The organism is Bradyrhizobium sp. WSM2254, from assembly GCF_000472645.1.
Taxonomy (GTDB): Bacteria; Pseudomonadota; Alphaproteobacteria; order Rhizobiales; family Xanthobacteraceae; genus Bradyrhizobium; species Bradyrhizobium niftali.
Map to the genome: position 1 here is coordinate 1 of NZ_AXAB01000055.1, position 18,243 is coordinate 18,243.

An 18,243-nucleotide genomic window follows, 5' to 3' on the forward strand; every position below is an offset into this window, starting at 1 on the left:
GCAGGCAAAGTCTAACACGAGGCGAGCAATGACGAAACATCGAGGCCCCGCTCGCGTCGCCGCCGACTTCCTCCTCAACCTGATTGCCTGCAACCTCGGCCCGAAGCTGAAGACTACACCTGGAAGCGAAAGTCTCACTCAGTGGAGTGCTTCCGCTCGTGGCCCGTTTGAGACCTTGCGATGGGCACTGAAGATGTCCGCTCATCGGGGCTGACCGGAAGTCATCGCTGGAGGACTAAACCGACGCGAATGACCCACAGCTGACGGCGCCTGTTCTCCAGGAGGGAATGTTTCTGGGCACGGCAGCTATTTCAACCACAGCTTGAGAGGAACTGCCTGTCGATCGGAGCAGTTCATGGTGCCAGTATAGGAGTCTGACAGTTGTCCGCTGTAGGTGCATTCGACCCCCGCAACGGAGAATGTCGCATTCAATTGTGGTGATGAGGCCGATATCTGAAAACGCATTTCACCGGTCTTCTCCTCCGGACCATCTTGAATGCATACGCCGACGTGTTTCATCGTTAATGGCCCGGAGTATTCCTTTATAGGGCCGGAAGCCGTTTCCGTGACGGTGGCGGTCAACTCCCACTCGCCGAGATAGCCGGAGTATCCGATGACCTGAAGTGATTGAGCGACAGCCGGGGTCGCGAGAGCAATCAGAACGATAGGCAGAAAGAATGCTCTCACGATATGCTCCCGTAATATCGCTGCAGCCCCTCAGCGCTTCGTCAGAAACGCGCGCGCGTCGGTAACCTCGGTCCGGGTATTATCCGCAGCATCGGCGATCGCAACGACCTTGCTGTAATACTCGTGTGCCTTGGCGGACTCACCGGACTTTTCGGCGGCCCTCGCCGCGCCTACGTAGGCGCCTAGCCGGTTTGGCTCCTTCTTCAGCGTCGCTTCAAAGGCGACGAGCGCGTCCCTGGCGTTACCGCTATCGAGCAGCATGACACCATAGAGTTCGCGAGCCGGCTTGGGTACGCCCGGCGTCACCGGATGCTTCTCGGTCTTGTCTTCAGCATCGGCGGCTGCGCTCATCACTTTCAGCGCGTCGTCGCGCTTGCCCTCAGCATAGAGCATCCAGGCGGTAGCGACCTGCCGCTGAATGTCTACCTGCTCCGACCAATAAGCATCCTTCGCATCTCGCAGCTTGTCCCGCAACTCGGCGAGCTTGGCGATATCTGCCTTAGCGGCTTCAGGATTGCCCGAGCGGGCTGCGCCTAGCGCTCGCGCGAAATGGGTGACCGCCTGCACGTGAGCCAGCGGGCTGGCACGGACTTGAAGCGCCGCGGCGGCCTTCCAATCGCCGCGCTCCACCGCGTAGCGTGCCGGCGAAGCGGCCAGCGCGTATGGCCCAGCGATGAAAGTCTCGGTGAACCCGGTGACCGCGTTCATCTCCCCGATAACGGCTGCGGCCTTCTCGTCCTGCCCGAGTTGTAGATAGGCGTAGACTAGGTAATCCATGGCGTGCAGCTGATCGTGACCCTCTTTGTCCGCGTTCGCGACACGCGACGATTCGACGTTGGAGGCAATCGACTCCTTCCAATAGCCGACGCGCGTGAAGATGTGCGACGGCATATGCTGGGCATGCGCTGACGCTGGCGCGACCCTGGCATAGCGTCGGGCGGCCTCCAGGCCTTTCTCAGCGATCGGCGGATAGTCATAAAGATGAATCAGGTAATGCGCGACGCCGGGATGTTGTGGCTGGCGTATTGCGATCGGCTCCAGGATCGCCGCCCCTTTGAGCTGGTTGGCGTATGTTTTGTCGGACGGCAAAGCCGAGGTGTTTAGGGCGAGCGCATAATAGATCTGCGCTTCGTCATCGTCTGGATAGCGCTGTGCTAGTTGTTCCATAGCCTTGGTGTAGGCTTGCATGCGCGTACGGTGATCGACTTTTTCGTAGTCGGCATACATGGCGCTGAGCGCATCGAGGTAGTCGCGTTCGCGCTGGGTCTTGGCGCCGACGGTCTTTGCCGTCGCCAGCACGGCGACACCCTCGGCGAGATTCTTCGCAGGCGCAGGGACGTGGGGATTCCATAATAGACTAAGCGCGATACCCCAATAAGCGATGCCGCATTCGGGATCAGCCTTCAGCACATCCTCAAATACTCTTTGGGACGCGCGGTACCAGAACGAATGTTGATAGAGCATTCCGCGATCGAATAACTTCTGCGCATCCGATTTGCAGGATGTCTCGAAATGCACCGTGCCAAGCTTCTCGTCGTTAGATTGTCCCAACGCCGGTTGCGCGAATGAAAGTCCCGCCGCGGCCGTAGCAGCAATTGCGAGTGGCGTTTTGATCATGATCCAGCTCCAGGCAAGAATTAAGAATTCCCTGAGCATTGCGCAGATTAGACCTATTTCTTGACGTGGGCTATGTCACCCACCTCCGAATTCGAAATGCGAAGAGTGGTGATAGCTCCGATCCTCCTTTTCTGCGGCGCGTCAGCGGACCTGACATTTGCGAATACAGGAGCGACGACGATTGTCTCCTTGTGGCCCTTAGCCGAAGGTCGATTGAGCGCGTGTCATGTCGGCTGTCAGGGGCAAGCCGGACGCCGATCTAACTTGGCGTCCACCGCTGCTTTTGACCCATTACGGACTTCTGCCGGCTCCCACCGGAAGACTGCACCTTTCTCCAAACATTAATATTATTGACACGAGTGTCGTGCCCCAAAATACACGCTTGGGATGAAAAGGGATGGGAGGTAAGCGAATGGTCTTGGTAGTCATCTCCGCCGCTCTGGTCGCGGAAGGCTCCTTATCGCGGATAGGTATTTAGTCCCTCACGCTCCGCTGCAGTTTGCGAACTGGTCTCGCCAAGTTCGCGAGCGATCTGCTTCACGTCGACGGCTCGCCTTTTGTAGAAGGTCGAATTTCGAGCGATGACAAAGAACCATCGATGGCGGGAGAGCGCGGTAATTATCTTCGGTAATGCCGTCCGCGAAATACTCCTGCTCGGGATCTCCACTCCTGTTCGAGAACGGGAGGACCGCAACGGATGGCTTGTCCGGCAACGCAAGCTCGCCGCCAAAAACGCGCTGTGGAATGGACACAAGAATACATTGGCACGGCTGCGTGCGCTGATGGACGTCACGAGCGGGCATCTCGCAGCATCACGAAAGCAAATCGCTCTGTCGGAAAAGCTTCTCGAGGAGCCGGTACCACTTGAACCCCGATGCTAATCGTCACCACTAAAGGCGGGTTACGTGCGGGCGGTCCCGTCCATTGCGCGAAGAAGAAGAATTTGTGGGCAGGTGGAAGTTGAAGGTGGCTAACGACTTCATGACAGGACCGCGAACCGCAGCCCGAGCCTTGCCGGTCCTGCTGACCACCAATTGACCACCGAAACGCCGTGAACAAACAGCGATAAAAGTGGTCAGCCACGAACGAACGTCATTGTTTTTATTGAATTTTTCGGTTGTTACTTACGTTCGGGACGCAGGGGGCGCAGGTACTGAAGGCGAAGCCGAGCGATTTACAGTTCGTCTGTAACCCATTGATTTCGATAGCGCTATTGTGGTGGCCTTTTACACCTAAGTGTCTGCAATTGCTTCGGAAAGATGAGACTCTTAATCAGCGGGTCCCAGGTTCGAGCCCTGGTGCGCCCACCATCCCAAAGCCCCGCTAGCGCAGGGTTTTTCCACTTCGGGCCCTGGAACAAAGCGCGTCTCGTGCGACGCTTTTCGTGGTCGGACGTCGCACGGTGCGACGACTTGACGATGTTTGCGAGATGTTCTTGTTGGCGCAATGAAATAATCTGTCTCGTCAAAGAGCGCGACTATTGCGTTGAGATCTGGAACGACGCCGGCCAGCACGACATCCGCATCGACGAGATCGACAGGTTCGACGCGCTGGCGCATTCCGCCTGAGAACTCATAAGCTGGGTGGTGTTTCTGCCTGCCCGCAAGGAATCTCAACTCCATCGCATGGGCTTGCCGCCATCTGCCGCACTCTCCTGAGCGAGTATCGCGATGCGCGTGGCCCGCAGGGCTTCATTTGCTGGAATTTGCAAGGTCTCGCCACGGGCGAGATGATCGAAGACGAAGCCGGCAGGCGAGACGCCCGCGGGCAGGTCGACTTCGCGCAGGGGTCTCGTCGCCGTCTCGACGAGCAATTTGTTTTCAGCGAATAGAACGTCTGCGCGCCCCTTTGTCCCGGAGATCCGCATGGCATAGTCGCCATGCCGTGGCGAAGCTTCGGGCTGGATCCAGTCGACTTCGATCGCGAATTGCGGGCCGCCGTCGCAGGCGAGGATGGCACGCCCCAGCGCGGGAAAGTCCGTCGTGCCGGCAGCCGCGATCGGTGATATCCAGCCGCTGACCGTACCGCTGGTATATCCCGTCAGCCAAAGTGCGAGATCGATGTCGTGAACCGTGAGGTCGGCGAGGATGCCGCCATAGGTCGATGGTTCGAACATCCACGCGGGACGACGGCTCGGGACGAGCTTGTGCGGCCCGGTTGCGGTGATGGATACGATGTCTCCAAGTTCGCCGCTGTCGATGATCGAGCGGAGCGCGAGGGTGACCGGATAGAAGCGTTTTTCCAGCAGAAGCGTCAGCAAATTGCGCCCGGCGAGAGTTTCCTCGATTGTTGCGAGCTGTGGCAGGGTCACCGCCATCGGCTTGTCGGCGATCGCGAAGATGCCGCGGCGCAAGAGTTCGGCCACGATCGGAGCGCGAAGGCCGAATTCGGTGAAGACCGCTGCGGCTCGAACCTGATGCGCGTCCAAAAGCGCATGTGGATCGGCGTAGCCGGGCGCCTTCGTGCGTCGTTCGAGCTCGGCACGTCGCGCCGCGTCATGATCGGCGATGGCCACGACCTTGACGTCGGTTCGGTTCGCAATCTCCGAAAGTACATACTCGACGTGTGGGTGGGCCGCGCCAATGATGGCGATGTCGAGCGTCTCGGAGTTACTCGTCGGCATGAATGACCTCAGATGCGACTTCGTTGGGGCTGATGGCCCGACCTTCCGAGGCCGATCGATAGATGGCGTCGACCAATCTCGCAGCTTCGAATCCGTCCCTGAACGAGCTCGCGGGTGACCGTCGCTCCCGGACGGCTTGAGCGAAGTCGCGCCATTGCGCGATATGTCCTTCGATCCCGATGGCCTTGGGATCGCTGGCGGCGCTGCCAACTCCGGCCGCACTTGGCGGCTCCGCGACGCCGGGAAAATCCCAGCGGACGATGCTGTCGTTTCCGAGTTCGCAACTGCCGCGGTCCGTGAACAGCCGAAGCATGGCCGGCCGTCCCGGAGGCAGTGCCGTGCTCGTCACGATCACGCCGAGCGCGCCGGACGCGAAGGAGAGCAGCGCCGCTGTCGTGTCCTCGACGGCGTGTGTGTGCCCGAGCGTTGCCATCTTGCCCTGAACACTGTCCACAGTCCCGAACAACCAAAGCATCAGGTCGAGATTGTGAACGCCCTGATTGAACAGCGAGCCTCCGCCGTGCTCCGCTTCGCTGCGCCACGGCTTCTCCGCGTAGTATGCGTCGGAGCGGTACCAATGGATCGCCGCCTCGATCAGGCGCGCCTGTCCGAGATGACCTGCGTCGAGCAGAGCCTTGATCGCCTGGTGTTGCGGTTCGAGACGGCGCTGCGAAACAACGCCGCACGTCAGTTGCGAGCGCGCGGCCGCGCGGACCAGCGATGCGGCCTCGGCCGGATCGACGCAGAGCGGCTTTTCGACGAGCACGTGCCGTCCGGCCTCGATCGCAGCAAGCGCGACGTCATGATGCGCGCCGCTCGGGGTGCAGACCACGACCGCGTCGATCTCGGCACTTGCGAGCATCGCCTCGGCGGTCGCGAATGTCGGAACAGGTTCGCCGTTCGTGCACGCTGCAATCTGCTCGGGCGTGCCGCCGGCGATCGCGGACAAGACGGTTTCGTCGAGCGCTCGTATCGCCCGCGCGTGCGTTTCACCGATTGCCCCTGGGCCGATCAACCCGATGCGAAGCCAGTTCATGTCTCATTCCTCAGGGGGTGAGCGGGTAAGGCCGGCCCGCGACATAAACCGTCTCAGGCATAAGAGAGCCATCCTCGCCGAGACGGAATCGCAGCAGATCGGCCGGTGCTCCCACCGTCAGCGCGGGAAGGTTGAACAGCAGGCGCGGATTGATGGTTGCGAGCCTCAGCGCCTCTGCCAGGGTCAATCCGGCCATGCGCCTGGCCATGGCTATTCCGAACTTGAGGCTGACGGCCGCGCCCGCCAGGAAGGATGTGCCGACGACCTCCAGCCGGCCGTTCGCCTTCAGCTCGACCTTGCCGCCGATCGGCGCGTCATAGATTCCAGGCGTGCACCCCGCGAGCGCGGCGGCGTCCGACACCAGGATCGATCGCTCAAGTCCCTTTGCACGCAGCATGGCTTTGAAGGTCTCCGGAGGGAGGTGATGGCCATCGGCGATGAAGCTCGCCCACAGCCTGTCTTCGGCCAGTTGAGACCAGATCGGGTTGGGATGTCGCGGCAGCGTGGCTGCGATGCCATTGCCAAGATGCGTCGACAACATTGCGCCCGCCGCAACAGCAGCGGAGATCTGATCCGGCGTCGCATTGGTATGGCCAAGCGCAACGCGAACACCGCGCGTCCGAAGGCCACGTACATATGCTTCCGTCTCTGGCCAGTGCGGCGACATTGTCGCGAGGCCGATGAGGTTGCCGCTGGCGGCTTGCCACGCGTCGAACTCGTCGAGGCTCGGCGGCCTCACATGTTCGGCCGGATGTGCGCCGCGTGGACCGTCCTCCGGCGCGATATGCGGTCCTTCAAGATGGACGAACGGCATCGCATGCTTGATGAGAGGATCGCTGTCGCGTGCCTGCGCAATGGCCTGTAGCGCGTCGATGGTCGCATCGTGCGATGCCGTGATCAGCGTCGGGGCAAAGCGTGACACGCCGCTTCTGTGGACGGCCGAGACGAGATCGCGGACCGTCTGGGGATCAGGGCGGGCATTGAGATCGTAACCGCCAAAGCCGTTCAATTGCAGATCGAACAGGCCGAGCGACAGCCACAGCCCGTCATCGTGTCCGCCAGCAATGATGTCCGAGATCCGGCCATCCTGAATGACGATGGTGCGATTCTGTCCAGTCTCCGGATCGCGGCCCCAGACGCGTGTTGCCGGATCCGTCATGCGCGTGCCGGTATTTGCGGTGAGAGCTGCGGCGGCGTGGAATCCTGGTCGAGATACAGCGCGCATCGCGGATGCGTGCGGAGCGCGCTTGCCGGGCAGGCCGTTCCGATCGGGCCGTACAGCGATCGCTCGACGGCGGTGCGCTTGGATGCACCAGGCACGACGCAAAACAGCTGGCCGGCATCCAGCAGCCGCGGAATCGTCAGCGTGATCGCATGTGTCGGGACGTGCCCGAGGGTCGGGAAACATCCATCGTCGACCTGCTGCTGCCGGCAGATCGCGTCGAGTTCGACGACCTTGACCTGTTTCGTATCGTGCAGGTCGGCGACCGGCGGGTCATTGAAGGCGAGGTGACCATTGACGCCGATGCCGAGGCAGATGATGTCGATCGGGGCCTCTGCAAGAAGGGCCGCATAGCGCGCCGCTTCCCGGCCCGGATCCGGTTCTTGTCCGATCAAGTGAACGGTGCCGAAGGCGACACGCGAGAAGAGGTGACGCGTCAGCCAGGCCCCGAAGCGCTCCGGCGCGCCCGAAGGAAGTCCGATATATTCGTCCATGTGGAAGGCTGTGACGCGCCGCCAGTCGATATCGCGCTCGCGTGCAAGGGCATCCAGCATCTCTGCCTGGCTCGGCGCCGCGGCAAATATCATCCGCGCCGTGCTCTGCCGCGCGAGGCGGTCGCGCAGCGCCACACCGACATCCGCAGCAGCCGCACGGCCCATCGCATCCCGCGTCTTAAATGTCGCGATTGAGGGAGTAACCGAAGCCGTCATGCTCATCCATGGTTCTGTCGGGCTTGCCCGCCACCCCAAGCGGAGAGAATGTAATGCAACCGGTTGCATGTCAAGCTTGCGCCCCGGGCCCGACCGAGGCATGTGTAGTTGGATGCGATGCAGAGGAGGCGGCCCGCGGTGAAGCGCGATCCTGATAGCGGCGGGGAGGGGCGTCCATCGGTCGTGCCGACGATCAGTCAGGTGGCGAAGGCTTCGGGGGTCTCCCGTGCGACCGTATCGCGCGCCTTTTCGCGGCCCGAGATGCTGACCGAGGAGACCGTCCGGCGTGTCAAGGCGGTCGCCGACAAGCTCGGCTACGTGCCAAATCAGGTCGCCCGCGCACTGTCGACCGGGCGCCATGGCAATGTCGCTCTCATTGTCTCGGATGTCGCGAACCCGTTCTTTCCGCCGCTGATCAGGGCCGCGCAACTTCGCGCCGACCAGGCGGGGCTGTGCGTTTTCCTCGGCAACTCGGACGAGGATCCCGCGCGTGAGGAATTGCTGGTCGGCCGCTTCATCGGCCAGGTGGAAGGGCTCGTCCTCGCCTCGTCCCGCCTGGACGAAGAGCATATCCGCCGCCATGCGATGCGCCGGCCGCTGGTGCTCATCAATCGCGATATCGAAGGCATTACGCGGGTCCTGATCGACACGGCGCCGGGCGTCGCTGCCGCGATCGCGCATCTTGCCGAGCTGGGGCACCGGCACATCGCCTATGTCAGCGGCCCGACGACATCGTGGTCCAACCAGCAGCGGCGCAACGCCGTCCGGCGCGAAGCGGAGAAGCGCGGGCTCAAGGTGATTGCCGTTCCCGCGCGCCCGCCATCCTACGACACGGGCCGGCTAGCGGCCACCCAGATCGTCGCCAGCGGCGTCACCGCGGCGATCGCGTTCGACGACCTGGTCGCTCAGGGTCTGCTGGCCGGGCTCGCGGCGCTCGACATCGAGGTGCCGAAATCGTTCAGTGTCGTCGGCTGCGACGATGTCCTCGGTGAAACCACCTACCCGCCGCTCACCACCGTGTCGGCGCGCTGCGCCGATGCGGGCGATGTCGCGGTCGGTCTCCTGCTCAGCCAGATGAAGGGCGGCGTGTCGGGCGAGATCCGCCACAAGCTGAATTCCCATCTTGTCATTCGCGCCAGCACCGGCCCGGCTCCGGTGAAGCGGAGAAGCCGCTGACGATTTAGTCAACGGCCTCAGAAAGCGGCAATGGATCGCAATTGACACGCAACCGGTTGCATGCGAGCTTTTTCGCAGGATTTGCTCAATTCCGGATGCGAGAGTGACCTTCATGATGAGACCCGTCGGCAGGTTCGGCTACACGACGCTCCCCGAGAACAGAATTCGCCCGGCGACGCCGGATCGTCGGTCATGGATGTCGGCAGCGCTGTCACTGGCGCTGGTTGTCGCTGCCCCCGTGTTTGCTTCGCCCGCGTCGGCGGAGAAGCTGACGATATGGAGTGGTTGGCCCGACCTTGCCCCGTTTTACAAGCGCGTCGGCGACCAGCTGAAGAGCAAATATCCGGATCTCGAAATCAGCGTCGAGGCCATTGCCCTGCGTGAGCACGAGAAGCGGCTGGCGCTGTCGCTGCCATCCGGCGCGGCCGGGGACGTCATCGAGATGGAGGTCGAGGCGGCGAGGTATCTCGAGGCTGGCGTCATTCCGGAGCCGCCGGCGTCGATCGTCGATTTCGTCAAAGCCAATTACGACATGACGCGTGTGAAGACCGCCATGTACGACGGCAAGATCTTCGGTGTCCCCTTGTTCCAGGGGCAGGGCGCGCTGTACTACAACACCGAGATGTTCGCCAAGGCCGGCCTCGACGGCCCGCCCAAGACCATGGCCGACTATACCGCTTATGCGCAGAAGCTTGCGCAGCGCGATGCGTCCGGCGTGCCGACGGTGAGCGGATGGAGCTTGCGTCTCAGCGGCGGCGGCTCGGGCATCGCGGAGAAGTACTGGACCATCCTCTATAACCACGGCGGGACGCTGTTGCAGGACAAGGGCGGAAAGTGGCGCGCCGCCTATGCAAGCGAGGCCGGCCGCGCCGCGCTCAAGCAGTATCTCGACAACGTCGTGGTTTATCGGACGGTGACGCCCGAGATGAAGGCGGATGCGGAAGCCTTCGAGCTCGGCCAGACCGCGATGTTCATCCGGGAATCCTGGGTGATTGGCGACGTCGCCAAGAAGGCGCCCAACCTCAAATACGCCACCGCCCCGTTACCGAAGGGCACGCTGATGGTCCCGGTCGACCTCTATGTGCCGAACAAGGGACCCAAGAGTCAGATCGCCTGGGATTTCGTTCAAAAGGCAAATGAGCCGGAAAATCTGCTCTGGCTGCTCGAGAACACGGCCTGGGTCCCCAACCGCAAGGGCCTCGACTACTCCGCGGTCCTCAAGAAAGTCCCGCAGCTCGGCGCATTCGTCAACGTTCCGGCCGACCACGTCTTCTTCACCGTGCCGGCGATCAGCCCGGCGAGCGAAATCCTTACCAGGCTGGCGGCACGGCTGGAGAAGGCCTTCACCGACAAGTCGCTGGCGGGCAACGACGCTGCGATCGATGCGTTCCTGAAGTCTGCGGCTGATGAAAGCGACAAGATCCTCGCCCGGGAAGACCTGCTGGCCAAACCCTAGAGCTTCCGACAGGGGCGACCCAATCCAGGCGCCGGCCGCTGACTGGCGCTTGCTGGAGGATCCATGCGCACCACGCCAAAATGGCTGTTTCCAGTTCTTGCGCTTCTTCCGGTCCTCGGGCTCTACGGCTGTGTCCGCGTCTATCCGATCATCGAGACGTTGCGGCTCAGCCTCTTCCAATGGAATATCATCTCGCGGCGGAAGCCATTCGTCGGATTCGCCAACTTCATCGAGTTGGCGAGCGACTCGCTGTTTCTCGAAGCGATATTCAATACAACAATCATCGCCTTCAGCGTCGTGGCGATCACCATTCCGGTTGCGCTTGCGCTCGCAACGCTGATCAACAGCCGGCAGGGGCTGCGGCGCAGCGGCATTTATGAAGCCTCGGTTTTCCTGCCGCACGTCGTCTCGCTGGTTCCGGCGGCGATGGCCTGGAAATGGATTTTCGACGCCCGGCTCGGACCGCTCAACGCCTTGATCGGACTGGTCGGAATCCCGGCCCAGTCGTGGTTGTTCGACCCCATCCTGTCACTGGTGTGCCTGATTGTTCTCTGTTCCTGGCAGGCGATCGGTTATGCCGTCCTGATCTTCCTTGTCGGACTGAAGAACGTTCCGGATGCGCTCTACGAGGCCGCGCGCCTCGACGGTGCCTCGTCACTTCAGGCCTTCCGCTACATCGCGGTGCCGCTGTTGAAGCCGGTCATGCTGTACGTATCGGTCATTACGCTGATCTCGTCCTACAATATCTATGCGCAGGCCTTCGTGCTGGCATCCGATGTGCAGGGTGCGCCGGGACACCTCGTTCGCGTCCTCGTCCTCGACATGCTCGAAAACAGCTTTCGCAACTACCGGGTCGGCTACGCCGCCGCAGAAGCCGTCGTGCTGCTCGTCATCGTCCTCATCCTGACCGGCGCGCAGTTCAGGCTGTTCCGCGATCGGAGCCGGGCATGAGCGAGCCCGATCGTCCGTCCGTCGTTGGTCAGCACCGTGCCGTCGGCCTCGTGATCGACGCTGTTCTCTGCGCCGTCAGCCTGATGATGCTGTTGCCGCTGGTCTTCCTGATCAGCAACGCGTTCAAGACGCCGCCGGAGCTGCTGGCCTGGCCGCCGACCATCATTCCGCACCAGCCGACGCTGGACAACGTCGTCAGCGTTCTGCGCGAAACGCCGCTGTTTCGCTGGATCGGCAACTCGCTCATCTTCGCAACGCTCTCGACCGCGAGCATCGTCAGCACGTCGGCGATAGCAGGCTATGTGCTCGGCAAGTTTGATCTGCCGGGGGTGCCGGTCATCTTCGGCATCATCATTGCGACGGCGGTCGTTCCCTTCGAAGTCTACATGATCCCGCTCTACCTCAACGTCCAGTCTGCCGGACTGTTGAACACCTGGCCCGGGCTTCTGGTCGGCTATCTCATTATGAGCTTTGGCATCTTCCTGGTGCGGCAATACGTGATGACGTCGATCCCCGACGAGCTCCTGGAGGCCGCGCGAGTGGATGGCGCCGGAGAGGGCTGGATCTTCCTGCGGATCGTGCTGCCGCTGATGCGTGGCCCGTTGGGCGCTCTCGCCGTGCTGGCGTTCTTTCAGGCCTGGACCGCATTCGCGTGGCCGCTCGTCGTCATGACCAACAAGGAGACCTATACGCTCGAGGTTGGGCTGGCATTGTTTCAGACCGGTTTCACCGTGGATATCGGCCGTCTAAGCGCTGCCGCCGCCCTGGCTCTGGTTCCGAGTGCGCTTTTCTTCTCGCTGATGCGTCGAAATTTCGTGCGTGGCGTGGCCGCGAGCGGTTTGAAAGAGTGACGCCTCGGCAGCATTCCGACGAAGAGAAAACCCGTTGCGATTTCGATGCTGGCTTGGGGGCTCAGTTGTCGGAATGGACGCTGATTTTTCCAGCAAATCATGCGCCTCGTCATCAGCGGGCTCGCTGCGCCCGCTTCTTGCGCCTACGCTACAAAAACGCTTGCGCCGCGATCCGCGCAACTGACGCGCTCGCGGAAGAAGCCGAAGAGTTCACGGCCGATCCCGACATGCATCGTGGAGAGATCGGCTTGCGCACAGGCTCGCGCGGCCAACTCGCTCGGGGTGACGAGTACGTCAAGCTGACCGGTGACGGCGTCGAGCCGAATGACGTCGCCATCACGGAGCCGCGCAATCGCACCGCCATCCGCTGCTTCAGGAGTGACGTGAATGGCTGCAGGAACCTTACCCGAGGCGCCTGAAAGCCGCCCATCTGTGACAAGCGCGACTTTCAGTCCGCGATCCTGAAGCACGCCAAGGAGCGGCATCAGCTTGTGCAGCTCCGGCATGCCGTTCGCCTTCGGACCCTGGAAGCGTATCACCGCGATCATATCACCCGCGAGCTCACCCGCGGCGAAGCTCCGCTGCAGTTCGTCCTGGGAATCGAAGACGCGAGCCGGGGCTTCGATGACATGGCGTTGCGGTGCGACCGCAGACGTCTTGACGACCGCGCGCCCGAGATTGCCCGTCAGGACCTGAAGGCCGCCGGCCGTTTGGAACGGGTCAGTGGTGCCGCGAAGCACGGCAGAATCGCCGGTTCCAGCCGGTCCTTCGCGCCAGGTCAGCTTGCCCTCGGCATCGAGCAGCGGCTCCTGCAAGTACGCATCGAGCCCTTCGCCGCAAACGGTCAGGACGTCGCGGTGCAGGAGCCCCGCAGCAAGCAATTCGCGGATCAAGAAGCTCATTCCGCCGGCGGCATGGAAATGGTTCACGTCTGCTGAGCCGTTGGGATAGATCCGCGCGATCAGCGGCGTCACCCGGGCGAGGTCGGCGAAGTCGTCCCAGGTCAGGGTGAGGCCGGCCGCCGCAGCCATGGCAACCAGATGCAGCGTCAGATTGGTCGAGCCGCCGGTGGCGTGCAGGCCCACGATGCCGTTGACGAAGGCGCGCTCGTCGAGCACGCGGCCAATCGGGATGTATTGATTGCCGAGCGAGGTGATGTCCAATGCTCGCTCGGTCGCTGCGACAGTCAGCGCATCGCGCAAAGGTGTGTTCGGGTTCACGAATGATGCGCCCGGCAGCTGCAGGCCCATGATCTCCATCAGCATCTGGTTGGTATTGGCGGTCCCGTAAAAGGTACAAGTCCCCGCGCCATGGTAGGCCTTCGCCTCCGCTTCCAGCAAAGCCTCGCGACCCAGCTTTCCTTCGGCGTAAGCCTGCCGGATTTTCGCTTTCGCGTCGTTGGCAAGGCCCGAAGTCATCGGACCGGATGGAATGAAGACCGCAGGCAAATGCCCGAACGAGAGCGCGCCGATGACGAGACCTGGCACGATCTTGTCGCATATGCCGAGAAACACCGCGGCGTCGAAGGTCTGATGCGACAGCGCGACCGCGGTGGACAAGGCGATGACCTCGCGCGAGAACAGCGAGAGCTCCATTCCAGCTTCGCCTTGCGTGATGCCGTCGCACATCGCCGGAACGCCGCCCGCGACCTGGGCAACACCACCGGCTGCGCGTGCGCTCTGCCGGATGAGTTCAGGGAAACGCTCGTAGGGCTGGTGGGCCGAGAGCATATCGTTGTAGGCCGTGACAATTCCGAGACTGGGGACGTGGCCATCCTGCATCAGCTGCTTGTCGCGCCCCCCGCAAGCCGCGAAGGCATGAGCCTGGTTGGCGCATCCCAGTCGCCGCCGCACAGGCGTGCTCGCCGCGTTCGCAATGCGGTCGAGATAGCGTGCTCGGCAGTCGTGACTGCGCCGAGCGATGCGATCCGTTACCTCGGCAACCCGCGCATTGATCCTTGCTTCGATGGTCATACAAGCCTCCCGTTTGCGGACTGAGCATCGGCGATGCGCTGCTCCGTGGTCACGGACCGTCCTCCATCCATGTCCGGCCGTCGCGTTCGATCAGTGCGACGGCAGCGGAGGGGCCCCAGCTGCCGGCGACGTAGGGACGCGGGAGATCATTGATCTGGCTCCATGCCTGACGGATCGGATCGATCCAGCGCCATGCCGCTTCCACTTCGTCCCGTCGCATGAACAAGGTGGCGTTTCCGCGGACCACATCCATCAGGAGCCGCTCGTAAGCGTCAGGCACCGAGACGTCGAATGCTTCCGCGAAGCTCATGTCGAGGGGGACATACTGCAACCGCATGCCGCCCGATCCAGGCTCCTTGATCATCAGCCAGAGCTTGATTCCCTCGTCCGGCTGCAGGCGGATCACGAGCCGTGTCTGCAAAGCCTTTCCGCAATCCGAATTGAAGATCGAATGCGGAACTTTCCTGAAGGTCACGACGATCTCGGAACTGCGCTGCTGCAGTCGCTTTCCTGTGCGCAGGTAAAAGGGAACGCCGGTCCAGCGCCAGTTCGCAACGGCGACCTTGAGCGCGACGAAGGTTTCGGTCGGGCTCTGGCGATTGTCGATCTCTTCCACATAACCCGGAACCGCAACGCCGCTGCATGCGCCGGCGCGGTATTGACCCGGGACCGTCAGGAATGCCGCGTTTGTCTCATCGATGCGCTCGAGCGATTTCAGGATCTTGAGCTTCTCGTCGCGTACGGCGTCGGCTTCGAGCGAATGTGGCGGCTCCATCGCCACCAGGCAGAGCAGTTGTAGAAGGTGATTCTGAACCATGTCGCGCAGGGCGCCGGACTTGTCGTAGTACGTGCCGCGTTCCTCTACGCCGATGGATTCGGCGACCGTAATCTGCACATGGTCGATGTGGGCGGCATTCCACAGCGGTTCGAACAATGCGTTGGCGAACCGTAGTGCCATCAAATTCTGCACTGTCTCCTTGCCGAGATAGTGATCGATACGGTAGACGCGTTCCTCCGGAAAAATCATGCCGACGGTCTGATTGAACCTGATTGCGGATTCGAGATCCTTGCCGATCGGCTTCTCGATAACGATGCGGGAATCGCCTTTCGAAAGACCGTAATGCCCCAGCCTTTCGCAGATTGGTCCGAATAGATGCGGGGCCGTCGCCAGATAATGGACCTGAACGCGGTCGGCGTAGGCCGACAGGGCGGCTGCGAGTTCGGTCCAACCGTTCTCGCCTTCTGCATCGGCAGCCATGTAGGAGATGCGGGCCAGGAAGCGATCGAGTTCGGGTCCCGCCGTTTCCGATGCCGGCACATGCTTCAGGATCGACGCGCGCATCACAGCGAGGAAATCATCCCGCGACATTGCGCCGCGCGCGACGCCTATAATGGCTGCTTCATCCGGCAGCTGGCCCGCAAAATCGCGCCTAAACAGCGCCGGCAACAGCTTGCGGCGCGCGAGATCGCCTGTCGCGCCGAAAACCGTCAGGACGAAGGGAGCCACCGGGATGACGCGGCTGGTCAGACCGGAGCCTTGCTCAATTCGATCCCTGCTGATGTGCCGCATTGCGTCCGTCACTCTGTCAAGCATGGCTGCGTGCTCCCATCGATATCGGCGGTGGTCGGCAAGTCGGCGCCATCGCGTGAAACCGTGACGGCGGCGGCGGCCATCCCGTAAGTGAGCAATTCGCGGATCGCCGCCTGGTCGAGCGCCGCGATGGCGTCGGGATGGAGCCGCCCGGTTTTGGCAAGCTGCGCAAGCAGCGCGGCGTGGAATGTGTCGCCGGCGCCCACGGTGTCGCGCACGACCACTGAGCGACCGGGGACCGATACGCTTCCAGTGGCGGAGAAGGCGGTTGCCCCCTTCGCTCCCTCGGTCACCACGACCAGGCGCGCGCCGCACTTTTGCCAGTAGGCGGCCGCATCGGCAATTGAGAAACGACCACCCCATGCAAGGCGAACGTCCTCGTCACTCGCCTTGATCATTGTCGCCGTCCGGTAGAAGCGTTCCGCGGCGACGACCCAGCTTTTCATGTCGCCGACGACGGTCGAACGGACGTTCGGATCAACGCTGATGACGCGACGCCCATGTTCGCGTTGGGCGAGCGCGGCAAACGTGGTGCCGACCGGCTCGACGGCCATGGAATAGGAACCGAAGGTCAAAGCCCTGATGTCGTCGGGCAACGCGCCGGGCAGATGAGCGAGCAGGAGCGAGCGATCTGCTGCACCTTCGCCATGGAAAGTGTAGTTCGGCTGGCCGTCATCGGCGGTCGCCACGATCGAAATAGGGGAAGGCCGATCGGTGCGCACGAGAAAACGGCCGTCCACACCTTCGCGAGCGAGGCGGTCCGCGAGGAACGCGCCGAAATGATCGCGCGAGATGCCGCTCAGGAAGGCCGTTCGAACACCGAGGCGAGCAAGGCCAACAGCGACATTGAAGGGAGAGCCACCGGCAACGGCATGGGTCGACATTTCCGGCCCGCCGGGCACCCTCACAAACAGATCGATCAGGGCTTCGCCACAGACAAGAATCACGATGCGTCACCCTGGTTCATCACGACAAGCCTCTGGGCGGTTCGGCGCTTGCTGAAAAGGGGATCGGCGCCAGGCACGTTGCTGCGCTCGAAGCGGAGAGCCATGTCGGTGACCATGCTCAATCCTTGAAGAGGACGTCGTAATCGCGAGCGAACGCCGCGAGCAGCGGCAAGGCCGCACCGCCGATTGCGCGTGCATCACGCCCGATCGAGCCTTCCACCACCGCAGCGTCGGTGAGGCCCTGTCGGTCCATGCGGGCCCAATGTTCGTTTGTGCGCTCGACGAGACGGCGGCGCACATCGATAGGAAAGGCCCCGTCGATGATGACGGCTTCAAAGTCGATCACGGCGAGTAATGAAGCGACGGCCTGCGCCAGCGCCTCCGCTGTTGCGTTAATCCACGCTTCGAGCGGATCCGCAAAACTCGACCAATCGTCGGGGGAGAGCCAGATGTCGGTGCCGCGTTGACCGGCGGCGATCACGCGGCGCTCCAACTGATAGATGGAGGCGGTGCGGATCAACTGCTGAAGGCTTGTCTCACCGTTTTCCTCCCGTCGCATGATCGGCATCGACCCGAGCGCGCCGGCATTGCCGCTGCGACCCGGGAACAGGCTGCCATTCAGAACGATGCCGCCGCCGATGAAGGCGCCGATGTAGAAGTAGGCGAAATCCCGGTACGCGGCGCCGGCAGCGAAGGTGAGTTCGGCCGCACATGCCGAAGTCGCGTCGTTGCACACGCGGACCGGCCAAGGGGCGAAGCGGCGCGACAGTTCAGCGGCAACGTTGAAGTCACGCCACTTGTCGAGCGCGCCGGGTGGTGTCTGCAGATCGGCTTCCCAGTTCCACAATTCAAATGGCATTGCGACGCCGATGCCGCTGATCCTGCCGTGCTGGGCTTCTGGCAGTTCGGCGACAAGGCCCGGCATCTCGCGTTCCGCAAATGCCATGATCTCTTCGGGCGTCGGGAAGGAATAGATCATGCGTCGCCGGGCGCGGATGCCGGCGGTGAAGTCCATCAACACCAGATCGGAACTGCGCCGGCCGATCATGAGCCCGAGACCGAAAGCGCCGTCCGGATTGAGCGAATAGGGGACGGAGGGTTGGCCGATGCGGCCTCGCTGTGGTTCGCCCGCAAGCAGCAGCCCATCGGCTTCCAGCCGATTGATGATCACGGTCGTGGTTTGAGTCGAAAGGCCGGTGAGGCGTGCGATCTCGACCTTGCCGAGACTGCGATGGCGCCGAATAAGGGAAAGGATCAGGCGCTCGTTGTACAGTCGCACGCCCGTCTGGGTGGTGCCGCGGCTGTCGCCGGGCAAAGCCACCGTAGCGCCCGCAAGCGGTGCTGTTTCTTCCATCCTCGGCTCCGCCAAACTCCGGGAATCTGTCGTCGCGACAGTTCTGTTG

General features: G+C 62.4%; 14 protein-coding genes and 1 pseudogene. 4 read left to right on the forward strand and 11 right to left on the reverse strand.

Annotated features, from left to right (window positions below; translation table 11 throughout):
- Positions 1 to 306: 306 nt before the first annotated feature.
- The 7 genes and pseudogenes from A3M7_RS49070 to A3M7_RS0132670 all read right to left on the reverse strand — a co-directional run bounded on the left by A3M7_RS49070 (position 307) and on the right by A3M7_RS0132670 (position 7,844).
- Positions 307 to 687, reverse strand: coding sequence for a hypothetical protein (locus A3M7_RS49070; RefSeq protein WP_156937038.1), 381 nt, complete (start codon positions 685 to 687; stop codon positions 307 to 309).
- 30 nt (positions 688 to 717) lie between these two features.
- A complete protein-coding gene (locus A3M7_RS0132645) occupies positions 718 to 2,304 on the reverse strand; it encodes a hypothetical protein (protein WP_198033845.1) in 1,587 nt (528 codons plus the stop codon).
- Positions 2,305 to 2,818: 514 nt separating this feature from the next.
- Positions 2,819 to 3,023, reverse strand: a pseudogene (locus A3M7_RS50765) (CadC-family transcriptional regulator); the annotation flags it as partial.
- An 893-nt stretch (positions 3,024 to 3,916) separates the two neighbouring features.
- Positions 3,917 to 4,927, reverse strand: a complete 1,011-nt coding sequence (locus A3M7_RS0132655; RefSeq protein ID WP_027547699.1) for a Gfo/Idh/MocA family protein — start codon at positions 4,925 to 4,927, stop codon at positions 3,917 to 3,919.
- Positions 4,914 to 5,963, reverse strand: a complete 1,050-nt coding sequence (locus A3M7_RS0132660; RefSeq protein ID WP_027547700.1) for a Gfo/Idh/MocA family protein — start codon at positions 5,961 to 5,963, stop codon at positions 4,914 to 4,916. The genes A3M7_RS0132655 and A3M7_RS0132660 overlap by 14 nt, the downstream gene beginning before the upstream one ends.
- Before the next feature lie 10 nt (positions 5,964 to 5,973).
- The gene (locus A3M7_RS0132665; protein WP_027547701.1) at positions 5,974 to 7,122 is read right to left on the reverse strand and encodes an N-acetylglucosamine-6-phosphate deacetylase; all 1,149 of its coding nucleotides are present in this window, start codon (positions 7,120 to 7,122) and stop codon (positions 5,974 to 5,976) included.
- On the reverse strand, positions 7,119 to 7,844 hold the full coding sequence (locus A3M7_RS0132670; RefSeq protein WP_027547702.1) for a glucosamine-6-phosphate deaminase: 726 nt from the start codon (positions 7,842 to 7,844) through the stop codon (positions 7,119 to 7,121). Before A3M7_RS0132670 ends, A3M7_RS0132665 begins: the two co-directional genes overlap by 4 nt.
- A 189-nt stretch (positions 7,845 to 8,033) precedes the next feature.
- On the opposite strand from A3M7_RS0132670, the gene A3M7_RS0132675 reads away from it, so the two are divergent.
- The 4 genes from A3M7_RS0132675 (at position 8,034) to A3M7_RS0132690 (ending at position 12,329) form a co-directional block, all read left to right on the forward strand.
- On the forward strand, positions 8,034 to 9,071 hold the full coding sequence (locus tag A3M7_RS0132675; RefSeq protein WP_027547703.1) for a LacI family DNA-binding transcriptional regulator: 1,038 nt from the start codon (positions 8,034 to 8,036) through the stop codon (positions 9,069 to 9,071).
- A gap of 112 nt (positions 9,072 to 9,183) precedes the next feature.
- Positions 9,184 to 10,527, forward strand: coding sequence for an ABC transporter substrate-binding protein (locus A3M7_RS0132680; RefSeq protein ID WP_027547704.1), 1,344 nt, complete (start codon positions 9,184 to 9,186; stop codon positions 10,525 to 10,527).
- A gap of 63 nt (positions 10,528 to 10,590) precedes the next feature.
- A complete protein-coding gene (locus tag A3M7_RS0132685; RefSeq protein ID WP_027547705.1) occupies positions 10,591 to 11,478 on the forward strand; it encodes a carbohydrate ABC transporter permease in 888 nt (295 codons plus the stop codon).
- Positions 11,475 to 12,329, forward strand: a complete 855-nt coding sequence (locus A3M7_RS0132690) for a carbohydrate ABC transporter permease (RefSeq protein WP_027547706.1) — start codon at positions 11,475 to 11,477, stop codon at positions 12,327 to 12,329. The genes A3M7_RS0132685 and A3M7_RS0132690 overlap by 4 nt, the downstream gene beginning before the upstream one ends.
- Before the next feature lie 143 nt (positions 12,330 to 12,472).
- Here A3M7_RS0132690 and edd read toward each other — a convergent pair whose 3' ends face one another.
- From edd to A3M7_RS0132715, 4 genes are all read right to left on the reverse strand, one after another.
- On the reverse strand, positions 12,473 to 14,302 hold the full coding sequence (gene edd / locus A3M7_RS0132695) for a phosphogluconate dehydratase (protein ID WP_027547707.1): 1,830 nt from the start codon (positions 14,300 to 14,302) through the stop codon (positions 12,473 to 12,475).
- Between the two features lie 49 nt (positions 14,303 to 14,351).
- Entirely contained in the window at positions 14,352 to 15,830 is a 1,479-nt protein-coding gene (gene zwf, locus A3M7_RS0132700; RefSeq protein WP_027547708.1) for a glucose-6-phosphate dehydrogenase, read from the reverse strand.
- A 50-nt stretch (positions 15,831 to 15,880) separates the two neighbouring features.
- Positions 15,881 to 16,840 carry a carbohydrate kinase gene (locus tag A3M7_RS0132705; protein WP_027547709.1) on the reverse strand — a complete coding sequence of 320 codons (960 nt, stop codon included), beginning with the start codon at positions 16,838 to 16,840 and terminating at the stop codon, positions 15,881 to 15,883.
- A 118-nt stretch (positions 16,841 to 16,958) separates the two neighbouring features.
- Entirely contained in the window at positions 16,959 to 18,194 is a 1,236-nt protein-coding gene (locus A3M7_RS0132715) for an ROK family transcriptional regulator (protein WP_063629475.1), read from the reverse strand.
- Positions 18,195 to 18,243: the final 49 nt, after the last annotated feature.